Annotated in this window: 20 protein-coding genes and 1 pseudogene; 18 read left to right on the top strand and 3 right to left on the bottom strand. The window is 40.7% G+C overall.

Going from position 1 to position 23,262, the window contains the following annotated elements; genetic code table 11:
• Nucleotides 1-67: 67 nt before the first annotated feature.
• The 10 genes and pseudogenes from BTR25_RS08725 to BTR25_RS08675 all read left to right on the top strand — a co-directional run bounded on the left by BTR25_RS08725 (nt 68) and on the right by BTR25_RS08675 (nt 10,736).
• Nucleotides 68-1,540 carry a gluconokinase gene (locus tag BTR25_RS08725; RefSeq protein ID WP_075687678.1) on the top strand — a complete coding sequence of 491 codons (1,473 nt, stop codon included), beginning with the start codon at nt 68-70 and terminating at the stop codon, nt 1,538-1,540.
• Nucleotides 1,541-1,842: 302 nt separating this feature from the next.
• The gene (gene larB, locus BTR25_RS08720; RefSeq protein WP_075687677.1) at nt 1,843-2,613 is read left to right on the top strand and encodes a nickel pincer cofactor biosynthesis protein LarB; all 771 of its coding nucleotides are present in this window, start codon (nt 1,843-1,845) and stop codon (nt 2,611-2,613) included.
• Nucleotides 2,594-4,135 (top strand): annotated as a pseudogene (larC, locus tag BTR25_RS28095) (nickel pincer cofactor biosynthesis protein LarC). The gene larB and the pseudogene larC overlap by 20 nt, the downstream one beginning before the upstream one ends.
• Nucleotides 4,136-4,201: 66 nt before the next feature.
• Entirely contained in the window at nt 4,202-6,214 is a 2,013-nt protein-coding gene (gene tkt / locus BTR25_RS08705) for a transketolase (protein ID WP_075687674.1), read from the top strand.
• Nucleotides 6,215-6,472: 258 nt separating this feature from the next.
• Nucleotides 6,473-7,336 carry an energy-coupling factor transporter ATPase gene (locus BTR25_RS08700; protein WP_075687673.1) on the top strand — a complete coding sequence of 288 codons (864 nt, stop codon included), beginning with the start codon at nt 6,473-6,475 and terminating at the stop codon, nt 7,334-7,336.
• Nucleotides 7,336-8,220, top strand: coding sequence for an energy-coupling factor transporter ATPase (locus tag BTR25_RS08695; RefSeq protein WP_075687672.1), 885 nt, complete (start codon nt 7,336-7,338; stop codon nt 8,218-8,220). The genes BTR25_RS08700 and BTR25_RS08695 overlap by 1 nt, the downstream gene beginning before the upstream one ends.
• Nucleotides 8,213-9,055 (top strand): energy-coupling factor transporter transmembrane component T family protein, encoded by an 843-nt coding sequence (locus tag BTR25_RS08690; protein WP_075687671.1) that lies wholly within the window; start codon nt 8,213-8,215, stop codon nt 9,053-9,055. The genes BTR25_RS08695 and BTR25_RS08690 overlap by 8 nt, the downstream gene beginning before the upstream one ends.
• Nucleotides 9,056-9,079: 24 nt before the next feature.
• The gene (locus BTR25_RS08685; protein WP_075687670.1) at nt 9,080-9,631 is read left to right on the top strand and encodes an ECF transporter S component; all 552 of its coding nucleotides are present in this window, start codon (nt 9,080-9,082) and stop codon (nt 9,629-9,631) included.
• Nucleotides 9,632-9,801: 170 nt separating this feature from the next.
• Nucleotides 9,802-10,194, top strand: coding sequence for a VOC family protein (locus tag BTR25_RS08680; protein ID WP_075687669.1), 393 nt, complete (start codon nt 9,802-9,804; stop codon nt 10,192-10,194).
• 149 nt (nt 10,195-10,343) lie between these two features.
• Nucleotides 10,344-10,736: a globin domain-containing protein gene (locus BTR25_RS08675; RefSeq protein ID WP_075687668.1), complete on the top strand. Its 393-nt coding sequence runs from the start codon at nt 10,344-10,346 to the stop codon at nt 10,734-10,736.
• Nucleotides 10,737-10,833: 97 nt separating this feature from the next.
• Here the strand turns inward: BTR25_RS08675 and BTR25_RS08670 are convergent, their stop codons facing one another.
• Nucleotides 10,834-12,417 (bottom strand): response regulator transcription factor, encoded by a 1,584-nt coding sequence (locus BTR25_RS08670; RefSeq protein ID WP_075687667.1) that lies wholly within the window; start codon nt 12,415-12,417, stop codon nt 10,834-10,836.
• Nucleotides 12,414-14,234, bottom strand: a complete 1,821-nt coding sequence (locus BTR25_RS08665) for a sensor histidine kinase (protein ID WP_075687666.1) — start codon at nt 14,232-14,234, stop codon at nt 12,414-12,416. Before BTR25_RS08665 ends, BTR25_RS08670 begins: the two co-directional genes overlap by 4 nt.
• Nucleotides 14,235-14,453: 219 nt before the next feature.
• On the opposite strand from BTR25_RS08665, the gene BTR25_RS08660 reads away from it, so the two are divergent.
• From BTR25_RS08660 to BTR25_RS08650, 3 genes are all read left to right on the top strand, one after another.
• Nucleotides 14,454-15,422, top strand: coding sequence for a carbohydrate ABC transporter permease (locus tag BTR25_RS08660; RefSeq protein WP_075687665.1), 969 nt, complete (start codon nt 14,454-14,456; stop codon nt 15,420-15,422).
• Entirely contained in the window at nt 15,422-16,249 is an 828-nt protein-coding gene (locus BTR25_RS08655; protein ID WP_075687664.1) for a carbohydrate ABC transporter permease, read from the top strand. The genes BTR25_RS08660 and BTR25_RS08655 overlap by 1 nt, the downstream gene beginning before the upstream one ends.
• 102 nt (nt 16,250-16,351) lie before the next feature.
• Complete coding sequence (locus BTR25_RS08650; protein WP_075687663.1) at nt 16,352-17,656, top strand: ABC transporter substrate-binding protein; 1,305 nt, start codon at nt 16,352-16,354, stop codon at nt 17,654-17,656.
• 62 nt (nt 17,657-17,718) lie between these two features.
• Here the strand turns inward: BTR25_RS08650 and BTR25_RS08645 are convergent, their stop codons facing one another.
• Entirely contained in the window at nt 17,719-18,504 is a 786-nt protein-coding gene (locus BTR25_RS08645) for an AraC family transcriptional regulator (RefSeq protein ID WP_075687662.1), read from the bottom strand.
• A gap of 127 nt (nt 18,505-18,631) precedes the next feature.
• Between BTR25_RS08645 and BTR25_RS08640 the strand changes: the two genes are divergently transcribed.
• The 5 genes from BTR25_RS08640 (at nt 18,632) to BTR25_RS08620 (ending at nt 23,261) form a co-directional block, all read left to right on the top strand.
• Nucleotides 18,632-19,390: a sugar phosphate isomerase/epimerase family protein gene (locus BTR25_RS08640; RefSeq protein WP_075687661.1), complete on the top strand. Its 759-nt coding sequence runs from the start codon at nt 18,632-18,634 to the stop codon at nt 19,388-19,390.
• 130 nt (nt 19,391-19,520) lie between these two features.
• Complete coding sequence (locus BTR25_RS08635; RefSeq protein ID WP_075687660.1) at nt 19,521-20,243, top strand: ThuA domain-containing protein; 723 nt, start codon at nt 19,521-19,523, stop codon at nt 20,241-20,243.
• A gap of 2 nt (nt 20,244-20,245) precedes the next feature.
• A complete protein-coding gene (locus BTR25_RS08630) occupies nt 20,246-21,280 on the top strand; it encodes a Gfo/Idh/MocA family protein (RefSeq protein ID WP_075687659.1) in 1,035 nt (344 codons plus the stop codon).
• Nucleotides 21,277-22,296 (top strand): Gfo/Idh/MocA family protein, encoded by a 1,020-nt coding sequence (locus BTR25_RS08625; RefSeq protein ID WP_075687658.1) that lies wholly within the window; start codon nt 21,277-21,279, stop codon nt 22,294-22,296. The genes BTR25_RS08630 and BTR25_RS08625 overlap by 4 nt, the downstream gene beginning before the upstream one ends.
• Nucleotides 22,293-23,261: a sugar phosphate isomerase/epimerase family protein gene (locus BTR25_RS08620; RefSeq protein WP_075687657.1), complete on the top strand. Its 969-nt coding sequence runs from the start codon at nt 22,293-22,295 to the stop codon at nt 23,259-23,261. Before BTR25_RS08625 ends, BTR25_RS08620 begins: the two co-directional genes overlap by 4 nt.
• Nucleotide 23,262: the final 1 nt, after the last annotated feature.

Here is a 23,262-nt window from a genome sequence, read left to right as displayed (position 1 = left end):
CTTTGGGTGAACCCCAAGGCCTTTTGTTTTAGCATAGAGAAAATTGTGAGGGAAAAGGAAGATGATCATGCCAAGAGACTATTGTATAGGACTTGATATTGGGACAACTAGTGTAAAAGCATGTGTCTTTAACCTAAATGGAAAGCTAATTGCTGAAGAGGAGAAAATGAACACCTCCTATTACCCGCAGCAAGGTTGGGTAGAACAGGATCCGGTTGAAATTGAACGTTCTGCGGTCCTTGCCATTCGCACTGCCTTAGAAAAAGCAAAGGTCAGTAAGGATGACATCGCAGCACTAGGATTCTCAGCCGCGATGCATTCGATCATTTGTGTAAATAAGGAAGGGCTCCCGCTCTCTCCAGCACTAATTTGGGCAGATGGAAGGAGCTATCCACAGGCTGAAAAAATTCAAGCGACCATCGGAAACGATGTCTATGCGAGAACAGGAACCCCGATTCATCCCATGACACCATTCTTAAAATTATTATGGATGAATGAAAACGGGTACGAGCCGTTTCAAGAGGCTTCCTACTTTATGTCCATTAAGGAATATCTTTGTTTGCGTTGGTTTGATCAAAGAGTAATTGATTACTCTATGGCATCGGCAACTGGATTATTTAACCCGGACAAGCTGGATTGGGATCAAGAATTATTAGAACTAATAGGCGTTCATAGAGACCAGCTCTCAAAGATTGTCCCACCGACAGAAATTCTGACAGAAATTAAGGCTGAGCTTGCTGATGAAATAGGCATAAACCGAAACCTGCCATTTGTAATAGGAGCAGCAGACGGACAGCTGGCCAACTTAGGGATTGGGGCAATTCTACCAGGAGAAGTGGCTATTTCTGTTGGAACAAGCGGGGCCATTCGTCAAATTACTAATGGTGTAAAAATGGATGAAAACCGTGAGACCTTTTGCTATTCGTTTACAGCAGATTCTTCGATTATTGGCGGACCTACGAATAATGGCGGTATTGCTTTGCAATGGCTGAAGGACCTTCTTAATGACAAACAAGACTTTGGTGAATTTTTAGCAGATGCTGAAAAAGTAGCTCCAGGTGCAGATGGAATGGTGTTTCTGCCATATCTGAATGGAGAACGAGCTCCACTCTGGAACCAGCGCGCAAAAGGAAATTTCTACGGAGTAACGATTACTCATAAAAAGGAACATTTTATTCGTGCCGTCCTAGAAGGCATCACCTTTAATCTCTATCAGATCGGAAAAGCACTGGAAAGATTAGCGGGTGAGCCAAAAAAGATTTATGTGAATGGCGGCTTGTCACGGTCTAGGTTATGGATGCAGATGTTGGCTGATCTATTTGGTGCCGAAATTTATGTTTCAGAAAGTCATCACAGTGCAGCATGGGGTGCTGCCTGGACAGCGTTAGTAGCCACTGGCAGAGCTAATTCATTTGAAGAGATTAAAGAAAATATTCCTATGGGTTCACCAGTGTTGCCTAATAAAGATAGCAGTAAGGTGTATCAAGCTTTATATGAAAACTATGAAAAACTTGCCAGAGACATTGCAAAGCATTTTTAATAGTAAGAGTATGGAATGGGATGTTGAACTCGGTTCTCATGGAGCGTTCATGTAGCAAAGTGAGAGCAAGGTAACCAAAGGAGTCAACTGATGCCCGTGCTGTACGAAAAAGTGAGGGCAAGGTAACCAAAGGAGTCCCCTGATGCCCGTGCTGGATGAAAAAGTGAGGGCAAGGTAACCAAAGGAGTCCCCTGTTGCCCGTGCTGGAAGAAAAAGTCGAAAGTGGTTGAAAATGTTGCAATCAGTCCTCTTGGAGCGTCCATCAGGCCTGATACTTATTATTGAAATAAAGGGGGATTCGTGTGCTTGAAGACATTTTAGAACAAGTCCAAAAAGGTACCCTTAGTATTGAAGATGCAAAGAAACAACTAGCAACTTTTGAAGATTTGGGATTTGCAAAGGTTGATCATCATCGAAAAAAACGACAGGGCTTTCCTGAGGTGGTCTTTGGTGAAGGGAAGACGGCAGAGCAGATTATCGCTATTATACAGTCGTTGCGGGTGAGGAACAGCCAAGTAATGGTCACAAGAATATCAAACGAGAAAGCAGCAGTCGTTCAGGCGGCTTGTCCGGAATTTCGTTATCACGAGGTTGCACAAATTCTATCCTGGCAGGATGAGACCGATATAAAGCGGGACCATCAAGGTTACATTGCTGTGGTGGCTGCGGGCACTTCGGATTTAAGAGTGGCGGAGGAAGCAGCCGTCACCGCAGAGATTCTTGGGAGCAAAGTCCACCGTATATATGATGTAGGTGTTGCTGGAATTCACCGCCTTCTAAGTCATGCGGAAGAAATTCAAAACGCAACGGTCTCAGTTGTGGTAGCCGGAATGGAAGGGGCGTTACCAAGCGTAGTAGGCGGTCTCGTCTCGCACCCGGTAATTGCTGTTCCAACTAGTGTTGGGTACGGAGCGAACTTCAACGGGTTATCTGCTTTACTTACAATGTTAAACTCGTGTGCCTCCGGAATCAGTGTCGTAAATATTGATAATGGTTTTGGTGGAGGATATAACGCTGTATTAATCGACCAAATTGCACAAAGAGGGGCAAAGAATGAAGACACTTTATTTTGATTGTTTTTCAGGAATTAGCGGTGATATGGTAATCGGGGCTCTTATTGATGCAGGAGCCAATCCCAATCATCTTGCCAAAGAGTTAAATAAGCTGAAGCTTGAAGATGAGTATGAATTGAAATGGACCAAGGTCATTAAAAATGGAATAACTAGTACGAAGTTTGATGTAGTGCTCATAAATGACCACCACACACATGAACACACTCACGACCCTGAGCACAGCCACACACATGAACACACTCACGACCCTGAGCACAGCCATACACATAAACACACTCACGACCCTGAGCACAGCCATACACATGAACACACTCACGACCCTGAGCACAGCCATACACATGAACACACTCACGACCTTGAGCACAGCCATACTCATGAACACCATCATGATCATGGGCACAGCCACACTCATGAACACCATCATGATCATGGGCATAGCGACACTCATGAACACCATCATGATCATGGGCATAGCGACACTCACCATCACCACCACGATCATCGTGCGTATAGTGAAATTGTTCATCTCATTAAAAGTGCTGGATTTTCAGAGCAAGTAGAAACCCTTGCCTTGAAAATTTTCAAGAAAATTGGTGAGGCAGAAGGCTTAATTCATGGAATTCCACTAGAAAAGGTACATTTTCATGAAGTAGGCGCAGTTGATTCTATTATTGATATCGTTGGAGCAGCGATTTTACTCGAACAATTAGGTAACCCTGTCGTAAAAGCATCATCTGTACCTGTAGGATTCGGGAAAATTCATATAGACCATGGGATTTACCCTGTCCCTGCACCGGCAACACTTGAGATCTTAAAAGGAGTGCCGCTTGAGCAGACCACCATCCGCGGTGAATTAACCACTCCGACAGGTGCTGCAATCGTTGCAGTCTTAGCAGAAGAATTTTGTACTCTTCCGTCGATGAGGGTTGAGGCGATTGGCTATGGAGCTGGCACCAAGACATTTTCAACACATCCGAATGTACTTCGTGTTATCATTGGACAATAAGAAAACTTTTCCTGGGGACACATGAAAGGAGCATGCATGATGGAAACAAACCGTCCTCCTGATTTTGAACATATCGATAACCAAATGCTGAAAATGGAAGTGAATCTCGATGACATTCCTGGAGAATGGCTTGGTTATGTGATGGACCTGCTTTTTGAGGCTGGGGCGAATGATGTTTACTATACACCCATTTATATGAAAAAAAACCGCCCGGGTGTTTTACTGCAGCTTCTATGTTCTCGCAACAATGTTCACAAAATGAGAGAAATTCTTTTTCATGAAACGACCACGCTCGGTGTTCGGTATTACCCGCTAACGGTGCACCGACTCGAACGCAGATATATAAAAGTATCCACCGAGTGGGGCGAAGTGACGGTTAAAGAAGGTATGTTAGATGGACAATCCGTGCAGCATGCTCCAGAATATGATGAGTGTAAAGCGATTGCCAAACAGTATCAAGTTCCTTTGAAAAAGGTCTATGAGCAAGTTTGGAAGGCTTTAAACCAAGAAAGGTGAACTAAAACCTTTCTAGTCTCTCCAAGGATAGTAGATTAAGATTTTAATAGAATAGGGGCTAAAAAAATGACAACACTAGTAAATGAAACCAAAATTGATCAACTAGCGATTAACAGCATCCGTACATTATCAATTGATGCCATTCAAAAAGCGAATTCTGGTCACCCTGGAATGCCGATGGGGGCTGCACCAATGGCTTATACTCTATGGTCAAAAGAGATGAATCATAACCCTTTCAATCCAAATTGGTTTAACCGTGACCGTTTTGTCTTATCTGCAGGCCATGGCTCTATGCTTTTATACAGCATGCTCCATCTATTTGGTTACGATGTATCGATGGAAGATTTAAAGAATTTCCGTCAATGGGGCAGTAAAACTCCTGGACATCCAGAATTCGGTCATACTGCTGGAGTAGAAGCGACCACAGGACCTCTCGGCCAAGGTGTTGCAATGGCTGTTGGTATGGCAATGGCTGAAAGACATCTTGCTGAAACTTATAATAAAGAAAACTATGAAATTGTTAATCACTTTACATACAGCATATGTGGTGACGGGGACTTAATGGAAGGTGTTTCGGCAGAGGCAGCATCACTTGCTGGCCACTTAAAGCTAGGCCGCTTGGTTGTTATGTACGATTCAAATGATATTTCACTAGACGGCGACTTGAATCTATCCTTCTCTGAAAGTGTAGAAGACCGTTTTAAAGCGTATGGCTGGCAGGTGATCCGTGTGGAGGACGGAAATGACCAAGACGCTATTCAAGAAGCTCTTCAAGAAGCAAAAGCTGATTTAGAGCGCCCAACTTTAATTGAAGTAAAAACGGTAATTGGTTTTGGCTCACCGAATAAATCTGGTAAATCAGCATCACATGGTTCTCCACTTGGGGATGCCGAAATCACATTGACAAAAGAAGCTTACGGCTGGACGGCAGAAGAGCCATTCTTTGTACCAGAAGAGGTTACAGCACATTATCAAGAGCTTGCAAAAGCGGGTCAAGAAAAGGAAAGTGCTTGGAATGAGCTGTTCAATAGTTACAAAGGACACTATCCAGAACTTGCAGAGCAATTTGAAGCAGCCTTAGCAGGTAAACTTCCTGAGAATTGGGAACAGTCATTACCGAGCTTTGAAGCAGGCACATCCATTGCTACCCGTGATTCTTCTGGAAAAGCATTAAATGCTGCGGCTGTTGCGATTCCACAGTTAATTGGGGGTTCTGCAGACTTGGCAGGCTCAAATAAAACTCTTATTACATCTGAAAAGAACTATGGTTTAGACAGCTTTGCAGCACGTAATATTTGGTTTGGTGTTCGCGAATTTGCTATGGGTGCAGCAATTAATGGTATGGCTCTACATGGCGGTGTAAAAGTATTTGGAGCAACCTTCTTCGTGTTCTCTGATTATTTACGTCCAGCAATCCGTCTTGCTGCGTTAATGAAGCTTCCGGTTACGTATGTATTTACACATGATAGTATTGCCGTTGGTGAAGATGGGCCAACACATGAGCCTGTTGAACAGTTGGCAGCCCTTCGTGCAATGCCAGGTCTTTCCATTATCCGTCCAGCGGAAGCGAAGGAAACCGTTGCAGCATGGCGTCTTGCCATTGAAAGCACAGACACACCAACAGCACTTGTGTTAACTCGCCAAGGACTACCGACTTTGAGCCTTGACCAAGAAACCGTTTATGAAGGTGTAAAAAAAGGAGCATATGTGGTGTCACCAGCAAATGGGGAAGCCACAGGTGTGTTATTAGCAACTGGTTCTGAAGTATCTCTAGTATTGGCTGCACAAAAGGAACTCGAGACAGAAGGAATCCTTGTTTCTGTTGTCAGCTTGCCGAGCTGGGATCGTTTTGAGAAGCAAACTGCTGAGTATAAAGAAAGTGTTCTTCCAAAAAATATAAAAGCACGCCTAGCTGTAGAAATGGGCTCATCAATTGGCTGGAGAGAATATATTGGTGATCAAGGAAAAGTCATTGCGATCAACCAATTCGGAGCCTCTGCCCCAGCTGATAAATTATTACAAGAGTATGGATTTACGGTAGAAAATGTTGTATCAACTTTTAAAACGGTGATGAACTAATCATCATGTAAAAAGTGGGTGTCCCAAAGGTCTAACTTTAGGGGCGCCTTTTTATATGGTTCTATGTAATTTCAATAATAATAAGGTCAGACTATAACAAAAGAGGTCTGACTCCTTTTTTTGTCTAATAATGGAGAAGTTTAGCTAAATGGCATGCTCTACTGTTACTATCGTGCTATTATATATTTTGTTAACAAATAACTTGTGTTGAATAACATTCAGAATATTATTAAAATAATAGAAGAGGGGGATATAAAAATGACAGAATCAATCGTACGCCTAGAGAATGTAAGCTTTTCTTACAAAATTAATGAAAATACCTCCGTTTCTGTTCTAAAAGATATATCCTTTTCGATTAAACCAGGTGAGTATGTAGCGATTATCGGTCATAATGGTTCGGGAAAATCAACGCTTTCAAAGCATCTTAACGGGTTATTAACACCAGAGTCTGGTGACGTGTGGGTGAACGGAATCAACACGAAGGAAAATAATAGAAAAGTGGAAATCCGTAAAGCAGTGGGTATGGTCTTTCAGCACCCGGATAATCAAATTGTGGCAACGATTGTAGAGGAAGATGTTGCCTTTGGATTAGAGAATATTGGTGTACCAAGAGATGAAATGAAAAAAAGAATCGATGAAGCACTAGAGGTTGTGAAAATGTCCGAGTTTCGTAGTCGCCCCCCACACCATCTTTCAGGCGGGCAAAAGCAACGAGTGGCCATTGCCGGTGTGCTAGCCATGCAGCCGGAATGTATCGTTTTTGATGAAGCTACAAGTATGCTCGACAGCTTTGGCCGAAATGAGGTCCTTCAGGTGATGAGGAAGATGAATAGCATGGGTATGACCATTATTACGGTGACCCACAGAATGTCAGAAGCAGCTGAAGCCGATCGAATCATTGTTATTGAAGATGGTAAAATTGTAATGGATGGAACACCGCTAGACATCTTTAAGCATAAAGAGGAACTTGTGGCCTTGCAATTAGATGTACCTGTTATTAGCCAAATGGCTGAATCGATACATAATGTATACACCTCTTTTTCAAAGGACTTAGTCCAAGAAGAAGAGTTGATAAAGGAAGTAACGAACTTCACTAGTTTGAATGCCGAGGAGGTGAAGTGATGTCTAATAAGCCTCTAATCAAAGTCGAAAACCTGTCGCATACCTATATGCAGGGGACGCCTATGGAGCATGTAGCATTAAGAGAAACGAGTTTGGTTGTTGAAGAAGGTGAATGCATCGCAATCATTGGACATACTGGCTCTGGCAAATCGACGCTTATTCAGCATTTTAATGGCCTGATTAGACCTGATTCAGGCAAAGTCATTATTAAGGGTCAGGACTTATCAAATAAAAAACTAAATATGAAAAAGCTGCGTCGTGAAGTTGGTCTGGTGTTTCAAAATCCTGAGGACCAAATTTTTGAAAAATTAGTTGGGGATGATATTGCATATGGTCCGTTTAAATTAGGACTTCCGCTAAAGGAAGTAAGGGACCGTGTGAAATGGGCAATGGAGATGGTTGGTTTAGATTTTGAGGAAATGAAAGATCGACAGACGTTTGCCCTAAGCGGGGGACAAAAGCGAAAGGTAGCACTTGCTGGCATTTTAGCATTAAAGCCAAGTATTTTGGTCTTAGATGAACCAACTGCTGGGCTTGATCCTAAGTCACGGAATGAATTACTAGAAAAGATAAAATACTTAAATGAGGTAGAAAAATTAACTGTTGTCTTTGTCTCTCACAATATGGAGGAGGTTGCTTATTTAGCAGATCGAATGGTTGTGATGTCGGGCGGAACGAATGTGTTGACGGGGACACCTGAGGAGATTTTTACAGACAAGGAAAAACTCCAGCGTTATCAAATCGGAACACCAGAAACCGTACAAGTTCTCTATCGTCTGACCGATCTTGGTTACGAGGTAAATCCAGCTGCCTTTACCATTGCAGAAGCTTCAAATGAAATTATTAAGGCACTTGCAAGCAAAGGAGGAGAGCAGCGTGGCTAGTGAATTTGATTTATCAAGGAATATTACCATTGGTCAATACGTCCCAACAGGGTCTTTTATTCATCGTCTAGACCCGAGGGTCAAGCTGTTAGCCTTCACCATTCTTGTTTTAGCAATCGCCCTAAATACCAGTTATGTAGGAAATGCCATTGGATTGTTATTATCTTTATATTTATTCTGGGCTTCAAAAATCCCAATTAGCTATGGTCTGTCAGGTGTTAAGCCGGCGATTCCTTTTATTATTATACTGGCCATCCTCCAGCTGCTTTTTCAGGGAAAGGTCTTTTCTGGAGGAACCGTTTATGTTGAATATGGAGTTGTTTTAATTACAAGCGAGAGTATCCGCTTAGTGATTGTTTCTGCTGTACGGTTTGTTGAGATTATTTTCTTGAGTAGTGTGCTCACACTTTCCACCTCGACAACGGAGCTTACACATGCTATCCAAAGCCTGTTAAGCCCTTTGAAAAAGATTAAATTCCCTGTACACGAGCTGTCTCTTATCATTACAATCGCCATTCGCTTTGTCCCAACCTTTGCGATGGAAATGGAAAAAATGATGAAGGCACAGGCATCGAGGGGAGCTGATTTCGGTTCTGGGAGCTGGTGGAGAATCATTCAGCGTACAAAGGATATGTTTCCGATTATCATTCCGCTTTTTAATACAGCACTATCAAGGGCAGAGGATTTGATTCTTGCGATGGAATCCCGCTGTTATACGCCAGGGAATGACCGGAGCACCTATTCTGTATACAAAGCATTGACGAAGGATTATCTAGTGTTACTCATCGGACTAATCGTTTCAGCACTCTTACTGTTTTATCCGTTTCCTTATTAATATTATCTAAAGGGGGAGTAAAGAATGAAAGGCACATTAACTGTCAGAAATATAGTTATTGCAGGTGTACTCGGTGCGATCGCTATCCTGCTTGGCGTCACACGTCTAGGATATATACCTGTGCCAACTGCAGCTGGAAATGCAACCATCATGCACATTCCAGCCATCATTGGTGGGATTATGCAAGGAACAGTTGTTGGAGCAATCGTCGGCCTTATATTTGGTGTTTCATCTTTCTTAAATGCAACTGTTCCTTTGTTTAAAGATCCATTAGTAGCGATTCTGCCCCGGATTTTTATCGGGGTCGTTGCATGGCTGGTGTACGTTGGAATTCGCCGTAAAAGTGAATATTTAGCAGTTGGTACAGCTGCATTCCTTGGTACATTAACGAATACTATTTTGGTGTTAACAATGGCTGTCATACGCGGTTATTTGCCATCAGAGGTTGCATGGACAGTAGGAATCACAAATGGAATTCCTGAAGCGATTGTCGGTACCATTGTCACCTTAGCAGTAGTTTTAGCATGGAAGCAAGTAGGCAAAGGTAAAAAGTCAAAGATATCTGGTGACCTATAGATTCCTTTATAAAATCCCATTGATGATTCAGTGGGGTTTTTCTTTTATACAATTATGAACCAGTCATGAAGCCCGGAAACGAGGGATCAGTGGAAATTCGGTCCTCGAGAACCCCGCAACAAAAGGGAAAACCAATAAATACATCCAATTCTAGTAAAGGAGGGATATCAATGCTTCATCATCTTGAAATCTACGTCTCCGATCAAAAGAAGTCCTTTGAGTTCTGGAGTTGGTTTTTATCTGAACTTGGATATGAGCTTTATCAAAAATGGGATAACGGGTTCAGCTGGAAATATGGTGGTACGTATCTTGTATTTGTTCAAACAGAAGAACGATTCTTGGACATCCCTTACCATCGCTGCCGTGTGGGTTTAAACCATCTTGCTTTTCATGGAAAGTCGCGGGAACAAGTAGACGAAGTCACTGAAAAGCTGAAGGAAAGAGGAATTCATATTCTATACATGGACAGGCATCCTCACGCAGGTGGAGACCAGTATTACGCCGTTTTTTTTGAAGATCCTGATCGAATAAAGGTAGAATTAGTTGCGCCAGATAAGAGTTAACGGGGAAGAGTCCAGAGGTTTTTTGTAATAGTTCCGACTTAAAAATTCCCGGGAATAAAAATGGTAAGAACCCAGAGTCAGTGATATATATCACGAAACGATCCCTTTTTTAACATTATAATCATAGAAAAAAGGGGTAGGTGTGGGACGTGGATTACAAATTTAAATCTCTTTATAGTGAAATAGGCGGTCAGGAAACCATTAATAAGCTAGTCGAGGCATTTTATCCGCGGGTGTATGCAGATCAAGAACTGGCTCCCTTGTTTGAAGGGGACATGGAGGAAATTAAGAGAAAGCAGCGAATGTTTCTTCCACAATTTCTCGGAGGACCTGCCTTATATAGTCAGGAATTTGGACCGCCTGCTATGAGGGAACGTCATCTTCCATTTGAAGTAACTCCAAGAAGAGCCCAGTGCTGGCTTCGGTGTATGAAGGAAGCTTTCCAGGAAATCGGATTATACGACAAGCCAGCGGGTCAGGCTTTCTATGACCGGCTTACACAAGTAGCCGGCATCATGATTAATAGTCCTGACAAAGAATAGTGTGAGCATTTAAGGGACAGTTAAACTGTCCCTTAAAAAGTTACCCTCGTTATAAAAATTCCTAGCGAAAAGCCCTAAACAGGTAACTAATAGCTTATTATTGACCTATTCCTTCTCGATACTCATTCGGAGTAACTCCTACAACCTTTTTAAATACCTTGCGAAAATATTTGTCATCCTGATAACCAATCATCGTAGCAATTTCATAGATTTTTAACTGACTATTCTTCAATAGCGATTTTGCTTTGTCCATTCTGATCTTTACAATATAGTCCGAAATATTGACATTAAATTCTTGTTTGAATTTCCTTGAGATATATTCTCGGCTTATATAGAACTGGTCTGATATTTCTTGAAGTTTTACATCTCGGTCGAAGTTTTCCTGCAAATACTTCACAATATCATAAATAATGTTACTGCTTTTCTGTTGTGCATTCTTCTTCACTTTTTTCAAGAAGATTGAAATTTCACGCCGTATTCTTTTCTTATATGGATCCAATTGAAAAGTTCCGTTTTGCTCGAAAAACAAATCCACCCTTGCTTCGATATCGTCAGAAACCTTTCCAGAAATATTGTAATGTTTAAACCATTTATTACTGATTACCATATACTCATTTTCAAAATGGAGCAGCTGTCTTACTGACAGATAGTTTTTATCAGTAAAATCATTTTCGATTTGGATGATTAAGTCCTCAAATGCCCCAATTTCACCAGCTTGAATAGCCAGCTCTAAATGAGATGAATAGGCAATCAGACTCTTTAAGTCGCGGGCTTCGAAATTGTCACACAAATAGACTCTATACTCTCTATCATCCAATATATTCCTATTTAATAATATTTGTCGTGCATCATGATAGGATTCAATCAATTTAGAGCGATCGTTAACAGAGCGACCAAGGGCAATCGGACAGGAGATATTCATCGCATTTTTTAATGTCCTGTAAATTTTCTTTAAAAGATTTTCAATTAACTCAAACTTGTCCCAAAAAATCATGACGATTTGCCCTTTATTGGATAAATTACGAAAGCCAATTCCACATTCCATTTCCATTACCATTTCATTAATAACATTCAAAAGGGTGAAGTAAGTTAAATCACGATCTCCTTGAAAAGATTCAATTGTGTTGCCATTGATCCGCATAACAGCAACTTTATAGGTTCTAGATTGATGAAACCCGAATTCTTCATAAAGAGTACTCTCGAACATATCGCTACTGAGCAGTTGAGTTAACTTTCGATCGCGATAAACAGGCTTCATTTCGTTGATTAATTGCGAGCTAGTTTCTTTTCTCTTTCTTTCAGCTTCTTCATGTTTCCATTCATGTACTGTTTTTTCTAATGTATGATTTAAAATCTCCGGATCGATTGGTTTTAAAAGATAGTCGGAACTGCCGAAATGTATGGCTTTTCTCATATAATGATAATCATCGTACCCCGTTACCACAATCGTCTTGCTTTTTGGATGATTCTCTTTAATCCATTCCAAAAGCTGTGTACCATCCATTTTCGGCATTTTCATATCAGAAAAAATAATCTCGGGCTTATACTTTTGGATAGAGTGAATGGCTTCTTCTCCATTTTCGGCCTCAAATATCTCTTCAATACCGAACTGTTCCCAAGCTGCTAAAATCTTAATGCCTTCCCGCACATGTTTTTCATCATCGACAATTAACACTCTCATAAATGTTTCACCTCTTGGTCCATAACCTTTGGAATCTTGATCGTTACCTCAAATCCTCCTGTTACACTACCGCTGACAAATATGCTTGCTTGTTGATCATAATAAATTTGCAGGCGGTCATAAATGTTCTTCAAGCCTATAGCTTCTCGATGACTATTCTCTGCAAACTTTCCACTCCGCAATGCATTCTTTATTGCTTCTAAGCGATCTTCTGATACCCCAGTTCCATTATCTTTCACGATGATGGATACCATGTCATCATTGGTTAGTCTAACATCTATCAGAATACTGGCATTTTCAAGCTGTTGGTCAAATCCGTGTTTAAAACAGTTTTCTACGATCGGCTGTAAAATCATTTTAGGCACCAAGATCTCTTCAACCTCTTTTTCAACATTTAGCTCAAACTCAAACTGCTCTTCAAAGCGCTGTTTCTGGAGTGATAAATAGGATTGTACATGCTTAATCTCTGCCTTAATGGATACTATATCTTCCGTCATGTTCATGCTATATCTCATGATCGTTGATAAAGAGGTTAACAAAGAATACACCTTTACAGCACCAGATTTAAGTGCCAAAGTACCAATCGACTGCAGGGCATTATACAGGAAGTGGGGATTGATTTGCGAGTGCAGCACTCGCAGCTGAGATGATTTATTTTCAATTTCCAATTTATATTCTCTTAAGATCAATTCATTGATTTTTTCAATCATTAGCTTGAAATGTCTTCCAAGCATGCCGATTTCATCGGTTCCTAATGAGTCAAAGTCAGCCTCAAACTCACCCTTCTCAACTTTTTTCATATTGGCAATCAAAACTTTAATCGGGGCAGTTATCTTAAGGGAAACATACAAGGTTGCAAAGATCACAAATACTAGTGTAATCATTCCAATCAAAATATTGATAAAGGCTGTTTCGCGGGCACCTTGATAAAGGACATCGTAGGGAATGCGTTTTACAATATACCAATTTTCGTATGGTGCTGAAAATTTTTCAGAAACAATGACACCGGAAAAATGTGAATCCTTCCATTCAAGACCTTTCCCTAGCTGAGATTGGTTTTTAACAGACCCGAACCAATCTTCTTTATTGAGAGTTCCAATTTCTGCTTCATTTGATGAATAAATATAAACGCCTTTTTCATTCATGATATAAAGGTCTTCTATGTCCTTAGTAAAAGCACGTACAGCAATTTGATTTATTCTTGATAGATTAATATCAATAGACAAAAATCCTAATAATTCATCAGAGGGTATATTTCTAATGATATTGTGAAAGCTAATTACCTTTTTCTTTTGGGAATTAGGTATTCCTGAAAGATTGTTATAACTATATATTTGATGCGGCGGTTCAATTAAAGAAAAGCCTTCATATTGTCTGAGTTGATTATAGTAAGAATGTGAAAAAATATCCTCATATGTACCTCTTCCGCTTATGGCCGAATGATAGTTAGTGTAGGAATCTTTCCCTTCATGAATATAAAGATGCATTTGCTCTACTTCTGGTCTGGTATTAAAAAGATAGGCCAATACCCTTCTTACTTCTTCCTGGTTGTTCGAGATATCCTGAGATACCCCTGTTTGCATGATCGTAATAAAGGGCGTATAGCGGTAGAGGACTGTTGATATTTGTGCAACGTCATCTAAATAAGAAACAATGCTTTCTTTGCCTTTTACAATCAGGTCATAATTGGTTGATACAAATTGATCATTTAGTGACTTGGTTGTTTGATAGTAAGTAATGAAAATGGATGCTCCAAAAGGCAGTACAGTTACTAATAATAAGAAAATAATAAGCTTCTTTCGTATACCCCAATGCATAAAAGATTGGTTAGTTTATGTTTCGTATCTAAACTAACCTTCCTCCTTCTCAAATAGGTCTCCATAGATGGTATGGATTAGCCATAATTATAGCAGTATTTATGGTCGTTAGTGAAACAAGTATTTTTTAATTAGTTCAATATTTTACACCCTAGTGGTCAATGTAAGCCGTTTCATAATTTCTATAATTCTCTAAAATGAAGTTATGGAGGTGCGGTAATGAGTAATCAACTTAAATTGGATAATCCAGAAGCTTCAGTGTTAAAGAATAAAGGACATGTAGGAGTCTCTCGGTCTGTTTCCAAATTTAATAAAAAGAAATTAAAAGATGCAGGATTGTTTACCCTTTTTGTTGGACCGGTGTTTTTGGCCTTTACTATGATCGTCCTAATTCCGTTCATCACAGGTATTTATTATGCCTTTACCGACTGGAATGGGATAACTGGCGAAGTCAAATGGGTTGGATTGGATAATTTTATTTATATCTTTACAGAGGATAAACAGTTTCATGCTTCCTTCCTGCTTACGACCAAATATACAGTAGTAGCGATTTTGCTAACAAACCTAATAGGATTCACACTGGCTATACTAGTAACGCAAATGTTGAAAACAAGAAATATATTACGAACGGTTTTCTTCATGCCTAACCTGCTAGGGGGATTATTACTAGGATTTATCTGGCAGTTTATTTTTGTAAAAGGCTTTGCTTCTATTGGAGAGCTGACAGGGATTCCATTATTTGAACTTGCTTGGCTTGGAGATGCAAGCACGGCATTTTGGGGAATCGTTATTGTTAGTGTCTGGCAGGGTGCAGGCTATATCATGATCATTTATATCGCTGCACTGCAAAATGTTCCGCAAGAACTAATAGAAGCTGCAAGAATTGATGGCGCTAATAGATTTCAAGTACTGCGACACATCACCATGCCATTAGTAGCACCAGCGGTTACCATTTGTTTATTCTTAACAACGGCATCATCCTTCAAAATCTTTGATGCGAACCTTTCATTAACAAATGGCGGTCCATTTAAATCAACTGAGATGTTAGCGCTTAACATTTATACGGAAGCATTTGTAAATAACCGTTACGGGATCGGTGAAGCAAAAGCATTAATTTTCTTCATTGTTGTTGCACTAATTACAGTTATCCAAGTGTCGATTTCAAAGAAAAGGGAGGTTGAATCATAATGGGAAACAGGTATACAGGCAGAACATTTATTGTTGAAATCCTGGCCATCCTGGTTGGCCTCATCTTTTTAGTCCCATTCTATTATGTACTTTCGAACTCCTTGAAGCCGTTTGCTGAAATTCTAACAAGCACCTCGGCTTTACCAAAAATCTGGCAGTTTGAGAACTATGCAAATGCCTTTGAGAAATTGGACTTTTTGAATGTATTTACAAATTCTTTAATTATCACGATTTCGAGCAATATCGTCCTAGTAATCTTCTGCTCTATGGCAGCGTACATGCTCGTTAGGACTAAAAAGAAAATTAGTAATATCATTTTTATGACTTTCGTTGCAGCGATGATTATTCCGTTTCAATCGATTATGATTCCGCTTATTAAAACGGCAGGGAACTTTGGCTTATTAAACAGCATTTGGGGCCTTGTCATTATGTATCTAGGATTTGGTTCAGGGATGACAATCTTCTTATATCATGGATTCATTAAGGGAATCCCGGTAGAGCTTGAAGAGGCCGCGATTATCGATGGATGTACTAGATTCGGTGTGTTTTGGAGAATTGTATTCCCACTATTAAAGCCGATTACGGTTACGATTGTCATACTTAACAGCCTATGGATTTGGAATGATTTCTTGTTACCATCACTCGTACTGCAAGATCAATCACTAAGAACGATTCCATTAGCAACCTTCTTCTTCTTTGGACAGTATACAAAGCAGTGGGATTTGGCATTAGCAGCTTTAGTAATCGGTATTATTCCATTATTAATCTTCTTCTTTACTATGCAAAAGCACATTATCAAAGGGATCACAAGCGGTTCAATCAAGTAGTTTTAAAACTCTGCTGTCTATAGGTTCGACTAATACTAGCGATTGTAGCCAGCAGAGACCAATATAAAAAAATAAGCTATATATTTCAGGAGGGAAACTCAAATGGCTTTTAAAGTTAAAAAATATTCTCTTGCAGCAGGTATCTTATCAGCTTCGCTTCTATTAGCAGCATGTGGAGGAAGCGACAGTACTTCTGGGGGAAAAAATGCAGGCAGTGGCAGCAAAGAAGATAAAGTAGTAGTTGATATCTTCCAAGGGAAGGTTGAAATTGCAGATCAATTGAAAGCGTTAACAGATGAATATGCAAAGCAAAACCCAAATGTAACCTTTAATATTGAAACAGTAGGCGGCGGTGCAGACGGTGCAGCAGCTCTGAAAGCGAAATTTGCTTCAAACCAGGCACCTGATATTTTTACGAATGATGGTGATCAGCAATTATTAGTTTGGAAGGATAAATTTGAAGATTTATCTGACCAGCCTTGGGTGAGTGATGCGTTTGAAGGTACATTAGATGGTATGACACTTGATGGAAAAGTCTACGGCATGCCTTTAAATATGGAAGGCTATGGACTAGCTTACAATAAAGAATTATTCGAGAAAGCAGGTATTAAAGAGATTCCAACTACGATCTCTGAATTAGAGGCTGCAGCGAAGAAATTGCAGGATGCAGGGATTACTCCATTTGCTATTGGTTATGGTGAGTGGTGGGTACTAGCGAACCACGGAATGAACGTACCATTTGCTTACCAGGAAGATCCGGATCAATTTATCCAAGGGTTAAATGATGGCACTGCTACGATTGCTGGCAACGAGCAGTTTGCAAAGTTCTTCGACTTCTTAGACTTAACAATGAAGTATGGTAATAAAAATCCGTTAACAACAGATTACAACACACAAGTAACATTGTTTGCGACTGGTGAAGCAGCAATGATTCAGCAAGGTAACTGGATTCAGCCGATGTTAGATAAAATCGCCCCTGGACTGGAGGTTGGTTTCCTTCCACTAGCACTTAGTGATGACGCAGCACAATCTGATAAGCTAATGATTGATGTACCTAGTAACTGGGTAGTTCATAACGGGGCCCCTGATGCGGACAAAAAAGCAGCAAAGGACTTCTTAAACTGGATGGTTTCTTCTGAAGAAGGTAAAACAGCGATCACAAAAGAATTCAAATATATTCCTGCCTTCAAAACAATTGATGCAAAAGCAGAAGATATTGGACCACTAGGTGCTGACCTTCTTAAGTATTCAAAAGAAGGCAAGGCATACCAATGGCAGTTCATGAAATATCCTGATGGTGCTGGTCAAGAGTTTGGTGCAACACTACAAGGGTATATTGGCGGACAACATTCTAAAGAAGATGCTATGAAAAAATTAGATGCAACATGGGCTAAACTGAAGAAGTAATGGAATGAATAGTAGAAGCTCCTCGAAAAATCGGGGGGCTTTTATTATTTCATATCATATTCTTAAAATTCCATCTCAAGCTTCCGGAAGACTCCTGGAGATACACTATATTTTTTTTGGAATACTCTATGAAAATAGGAGTAACTTCCAAATCCGCAGTCCACAGCAATCTGTTCAAGGGTCATGGTGGTGTATTTCATTCGCTCGATGGCAGTGGATAAGCGAATTTCCTGCGCGTATTCGATAATCGTTTTACCAATGCTGCTTTTAAAAAGATGAACAGACCTTGAGACACTGAGGCCTACATGCTGTGCTACCTCCTCCACTTTAATTGCAGAGGTAGCATGCTCTTCGATGTATCTCATCATCCGTGTAACCAGATAGGGGTGTTGACTGCTAGACGGAACCGTTTCATTTACAGCCCGTTCCATAGAAATACAAAGGGCCCTTAGCAAGTAACCGCTGAGTTCTTCGTTTTGACTAGATGCAGGCCGGCGTTTTTCAATCATAATATGGCGCCATAGAGCCAACAGCTTTTCATCGAGTCCAATATGAGAAACCTCTGGTTTAACTGAGCGGTTCCACCATTGGTCAACCCAAATGCCATCACAGACAATATGATAGTCTCCACTGTTTTGACCTGCCCTTATCAGCAATTCATAGTAATCCCCAGGTTTTATAAGTAATAGGTCGCCTTGCTCAATCTCTGTTTTTTTTCCCTTCACTACTGCTTCGCAAGTGCCTTCTGTTTGCAGTCGAAATAGATAGGAAGGATATCCATTTTTATATTGTGAATAATATCCATTTGTGTGGTGCGAATAGCCGCAAAATAATATATTTGTCGTCATAGATTTCCTCTTTTTTAAAATAAAAAGCAAAATAGTAGATGTTTTAATTATATCATCTATGTTTAATTACTGGCATACCATTTAAGATGTAATCAAATAAGTAAGGTTTGAAAAGTGGGGGTTGTGTATGAAAAGGATTCCGATTGCTGTACAAATGTTCACATTAAGGAAAGAAAGTGAAAAGGATTTTGCTGGTACGTTAAAAAAAGTGGCAGAACTTGGCTTGGATGGTGTGGAATTTGCCGGATATGGCGGATTGACTGCTAAGGAAGTTAGAGTGTTATTGAATGAATATGGTCTTAAGGCAGCAGGAAGTCATGTGCCACTGGAAGTATTGGAAAGCAATCTATATCAAGTGATTGAAGACCAGAAAACATTAGATAGCAAATATGTTGTCTGCCCCTACCTACAGCCAGAGCGCCGCAGCATCCGTGATTACAATGCTCTTATATCTTTTTTAGAGCAGGCGGGTGAAACATGCCGCCGGGAAGGCATCACTCTATGCTACCATAATCATGATTTTGAATTAGAACGCCTGCCTAATGGTAGAACCGTACTAGAAGCAATATATGAAAAGACGAATGCAAACCATGTAAAGGCAGAACTCGATGTCTATTGGCTCAAAAAAGCAGGAGAGGATCCTGTCGAGTGGTTGGAACGATATAAGAACCGGACACCGCTTGTTCATTTAAAGGACATGACGCTGGATGAAGAGAAGTTTTTTGCAGAACTTGGAACAGGCGGTGTTGAGATTGAAGCGATTCTTGATAAAGGTGAACAAGCTGGTGTAGAGTGGTGGATCATTGAACAGGATATAAGCCGTCTTACAGCTTTTGAAAGCATCGAAATTAGCATGAATTACCTAAAAAGACAATTTCAAAAATAAAAGGGATATCAGGGTGGCAAAATAGACAGGTTCAATATTTTACACCCTTTCTGTCAATGTAAGCAGTTTCATTATGATGTGTATTCTCTAAAATAAAAGATAGATTAAACGTAAAAAGGAGTAGGTAAAAATGGTGAAAGTTACTGTATGGAATGAAAATCGTCACGAACAAAAAAATCCAGTTGTAAGGGATATATATCCTAGCGGCATTCACGGTGCAATAGCGTCATTCTTAAAGGCTGAAGGGATTGAAGCAGGAACGGCTACTCTTGACCAGCCAGAACACGGTCTAACAGATGAAGTTCTAGCAGGTACTGATGTACTAATCTGGTGGGGTCATCTTGCACATGGAGAAGTTAAAGATGAGATTGTTCAAAAGGTGCAGCAGCGTGTTCTAGATGGCATGGGTCTGATTGTCCTTCATTCCGGCCACTTTTCTAAGATTTTCAAGGCATTAATGGGGACTAGCTGTGATTTAAAATGGCGCGAAGCAGATGAAAAGGAACGACTTTGGGTCGTGAGTCCGAGCCATCCGATTACAGAAGGGATCTCTGAATATATTGAATTGGAAAAAGAAGAAATGTATGGTGAACACTTTGATATCCCGCAGCCAGATGAACTGATTTTTACAAGCTGGTTTGAAGGCGGCGAAGTTTTCCGCAGCGGCTGTACCTATACGCGCGGGAATGGGAAAGTATTCTACTTCCGTCCAGGTCACGAAACGTACCCAACATATCACAATAAAGAAATTCAACGTGTCATTATCAATGCGGTAAATTGGGCAAAGCCAGTAAAACGCGAACGTCCAGTTTATGGAAACGCAAAACCTTTAGAAGTTATTGGAGGGAAGTAAGAATGGATAAATTAAGAGTTGGCGTCATTGGCTGCGGCAGTATTGCCCAGCATCGCCATTTACCAGAATATAAAATGAATACCCATGTAGAACTTGTTGCTGTTTGTGATAGCAATGAACAGCGTGCTAATGAAGTTGCTGAAAAATACGGTGCTAAGGCGTTTACAAGCTATGAAGAGTTAGTAAACAGCGGTTTAGTTGATGTGGTCAGCGTATGTACACCAAACTATCTTCATGCTCCCATTTCGATTGCAGCATTAAACGCTGGCATTCATGTACTATGTGAGAAGCCAATGGCAACATCTTGGGAAGAAGCAGAAGAGATGATTGTAGCAGCTAAGATAAGTGGCAAGAAGTTAATGATTGCCCATAATCAGAGATTCGTACCTTCACACCAAAGAGCCCGCCAGTTAATTGCTAACGGTGAAATCGGCAAAATTTACAGTTTCCGTACTGCATTCGGTCATGGAGGTCCAGAAGGATGGAGTGTAGAGGGAAAAGAGGGCTGGTTCTTTCAAAAGGAAAAAGCATTTGTCGGTGCGATGGGCGATTTAGGTGTTCATAAGACAGATTTACTACGATATGTACTTGGTGAAGAAATTACAGAAGTAGGATCTTTTGTGGAAACAAGTGCGAAAGACTTTGCAGATGTAGACGACAATGCTGTCTGTGTCTTGAAAACGGAAAGCGGTATAATCGGCACACTGGCAGCAAGTTGGGCTTATGTTAGCAGTGAAGATAATTCAACCATTATCTATGGAGAAAAAGCCATCCTTCGTTTAGAGGATGACCCAACCAATTCCCTGGTTGTCCAGTATGCGAACGGAGAAGTTGTGAACTATCAACTTGGTAAGATTCAGTCCAATGATTCCGGCGGTCAAAACAACTCACATGTTATTGAGAAGTTTGTGGAAGCTGTTATTCAAAATCAAGAGGTGCCTGTCACAGGTGAAGAAGGAATGAAATCATTGGAGGTTATTCTTGCTGCCTTAGAATCCAATGAAACAAAACAAATCGTAAGAGTGAGAGACCGATGAATAAACTACGCATAGGAATTATTGGGGTAGGTGGTATTGCGCAGGGCCGCCATATCCCTGCCTTTTTACAGTTGCGTGATCATTGTGAACTAACAGCATTAAGCGATGTTAACCTGGAGCGGGCGAAGGAGGCAGCAAAAGAATATACTATCGCCCACGTTTTTGAAGACTATCGTGAGCTGTTTTCAGTGGTTGATGCCGTATGTATTTGTACACCAAATAAATTTCATGCCGAGATTACGATTGCAGCTTTTGAAGCGGGCGTTCATGTTATGTGTGAGAAGCCGATGGCATTAAGTCAAGAGGAATGCGAGAGGATGATCGATGCATCGAAAAAAGCGGATAAGGTTCTCGCGATTGCCTATCATTACCGTTTTATGAAGGCCTCACAGGCAGCGAAAAAGGCAATGGAAGAGGTCGGAACTCCGCTAGTTGTTAGAGTCCAGGCACTAAGACGCCGTAAAGTACCGGGATGGGGCGTGTTTACCAACAAAGACCTCCAAGGCGGCGGAAGTTTAATTGATTATGGCTGTCATTTGCTTGACCTAGCACTATGGCTGATGGGTAATCCAAAGCATAAGACGGTCTTAGGGAGTGCGTATAATAATCTAAGTAAGATGCCGAATCAAGTGAATCAATGGGGATCCTTTGACCATCAAACATTTAACGTTGATGACCATGTAACGGCCTATATTCAATTTGATAATGGAGCGTCGATGCTTTTTGAGACATCTTGGGCGGCAAATATTAAGGATGATGCGGAGCATTTAAGTATCTCCGGCGTAGATGGCGGGTTAAGTGTGTTCCCTTTTGAGATATATACATCAAAATATGGAATGCTAGTTAACAGTGAAGCGGCCTGGATTCCAGGGGAAGAGCAAGCTGGTTTACCGCAGGCACAGAATTTCATTAATGCTTGCTTAGGCCTTGAAGAGCTTGTCGTAAAGCCTGAGGAAGCATTGCAGGTTTCACGGATTATCGATCAGATATATGAGAGCGGGGGAAAAAATATATGAAACTAGGTGTTTTTACTGTTTTATTTGCGGAGAAGACTTTTGAAGAAATGCTCGATACTGTAAAGGATGCTGGTCTACATGCTGTTGAAATCGGTACAGGCTGCTATCCAGGTAATAACCATTGTGACCTAGATGGATTATTAAGTAGCGAAGAAGCTCGCAAAACCTATATGAATAAAGTAGAAGAGCGTGGCTTGACTATCAGTGCTTTCAGTTGCCATGGAAATCCAATTTCACCTGAAGCAGCATTTGCGAGAAATTCTCATGAAACGTTATTAAAAACAATTAAACTCGCTTCCCTTTTAGGAGTACCAGTGGTGAATTGTTTTTCCGGTACTGCAGGCGATCACGAAGGTGCGAAATATCCAAACTGGCCGGTTACACCATGGCCGAATGAATATGGTGATGTTTTAAAATGGCAATGGGAAGAGAAACTAATTCCATATTGGAAAGAAGTTGGTCAATATGCTAAGGAGCACAATGTTAAAATTGGGCTTGAGCTGCACGGCGGCTTTTTAGTGCATACACCATATACATTGTTGAAATTGCGTGAGGAAACATGTGATGCAATTGGAGCTAATCTAGATCCGAGTCACTTATGGTGGCAGGGGATTGATCCTGTTGCGGCGATCAAAATTTTAGCGAAAGAAAATGCTATTCACCACTTCCATGCAAAAGACACATACATTGACCAAGAAAATGTGAATATGTACGGATTAACGGACATGCAGCCATACGGAGAAGTTCGCACACGGGCTTGGACGTTCCGTTCTGTAGGATGCGGACATAGTTTAAAAGAATGGTCAGACATGATGAGTGCACTTCGAACATATGGATATGATTATGTGGTCAGTATTGAACATGAGGATCCAATCATGTCAATTGATGAAGGCTTTAAACGTGCAGTAACGAATTTACAGACGGTTTTAATTCAAGAGCCTGTATCACAAATGTGGTGGGTATAGA

It is taken from the genome of Bacillus sp. MRMR6, assembly GCF_001940785.1.
Taxonomy (GTDB): Bacteria; Bacillota; Bacilli; order Bacillales; family Cytobacillaceae; genus Neobacillus.
The sequence above is the reverse complement of the archived record's forward strand: the minus strand, read 5'-3'. Positions and strand labels throughout refer to the sequence as shown.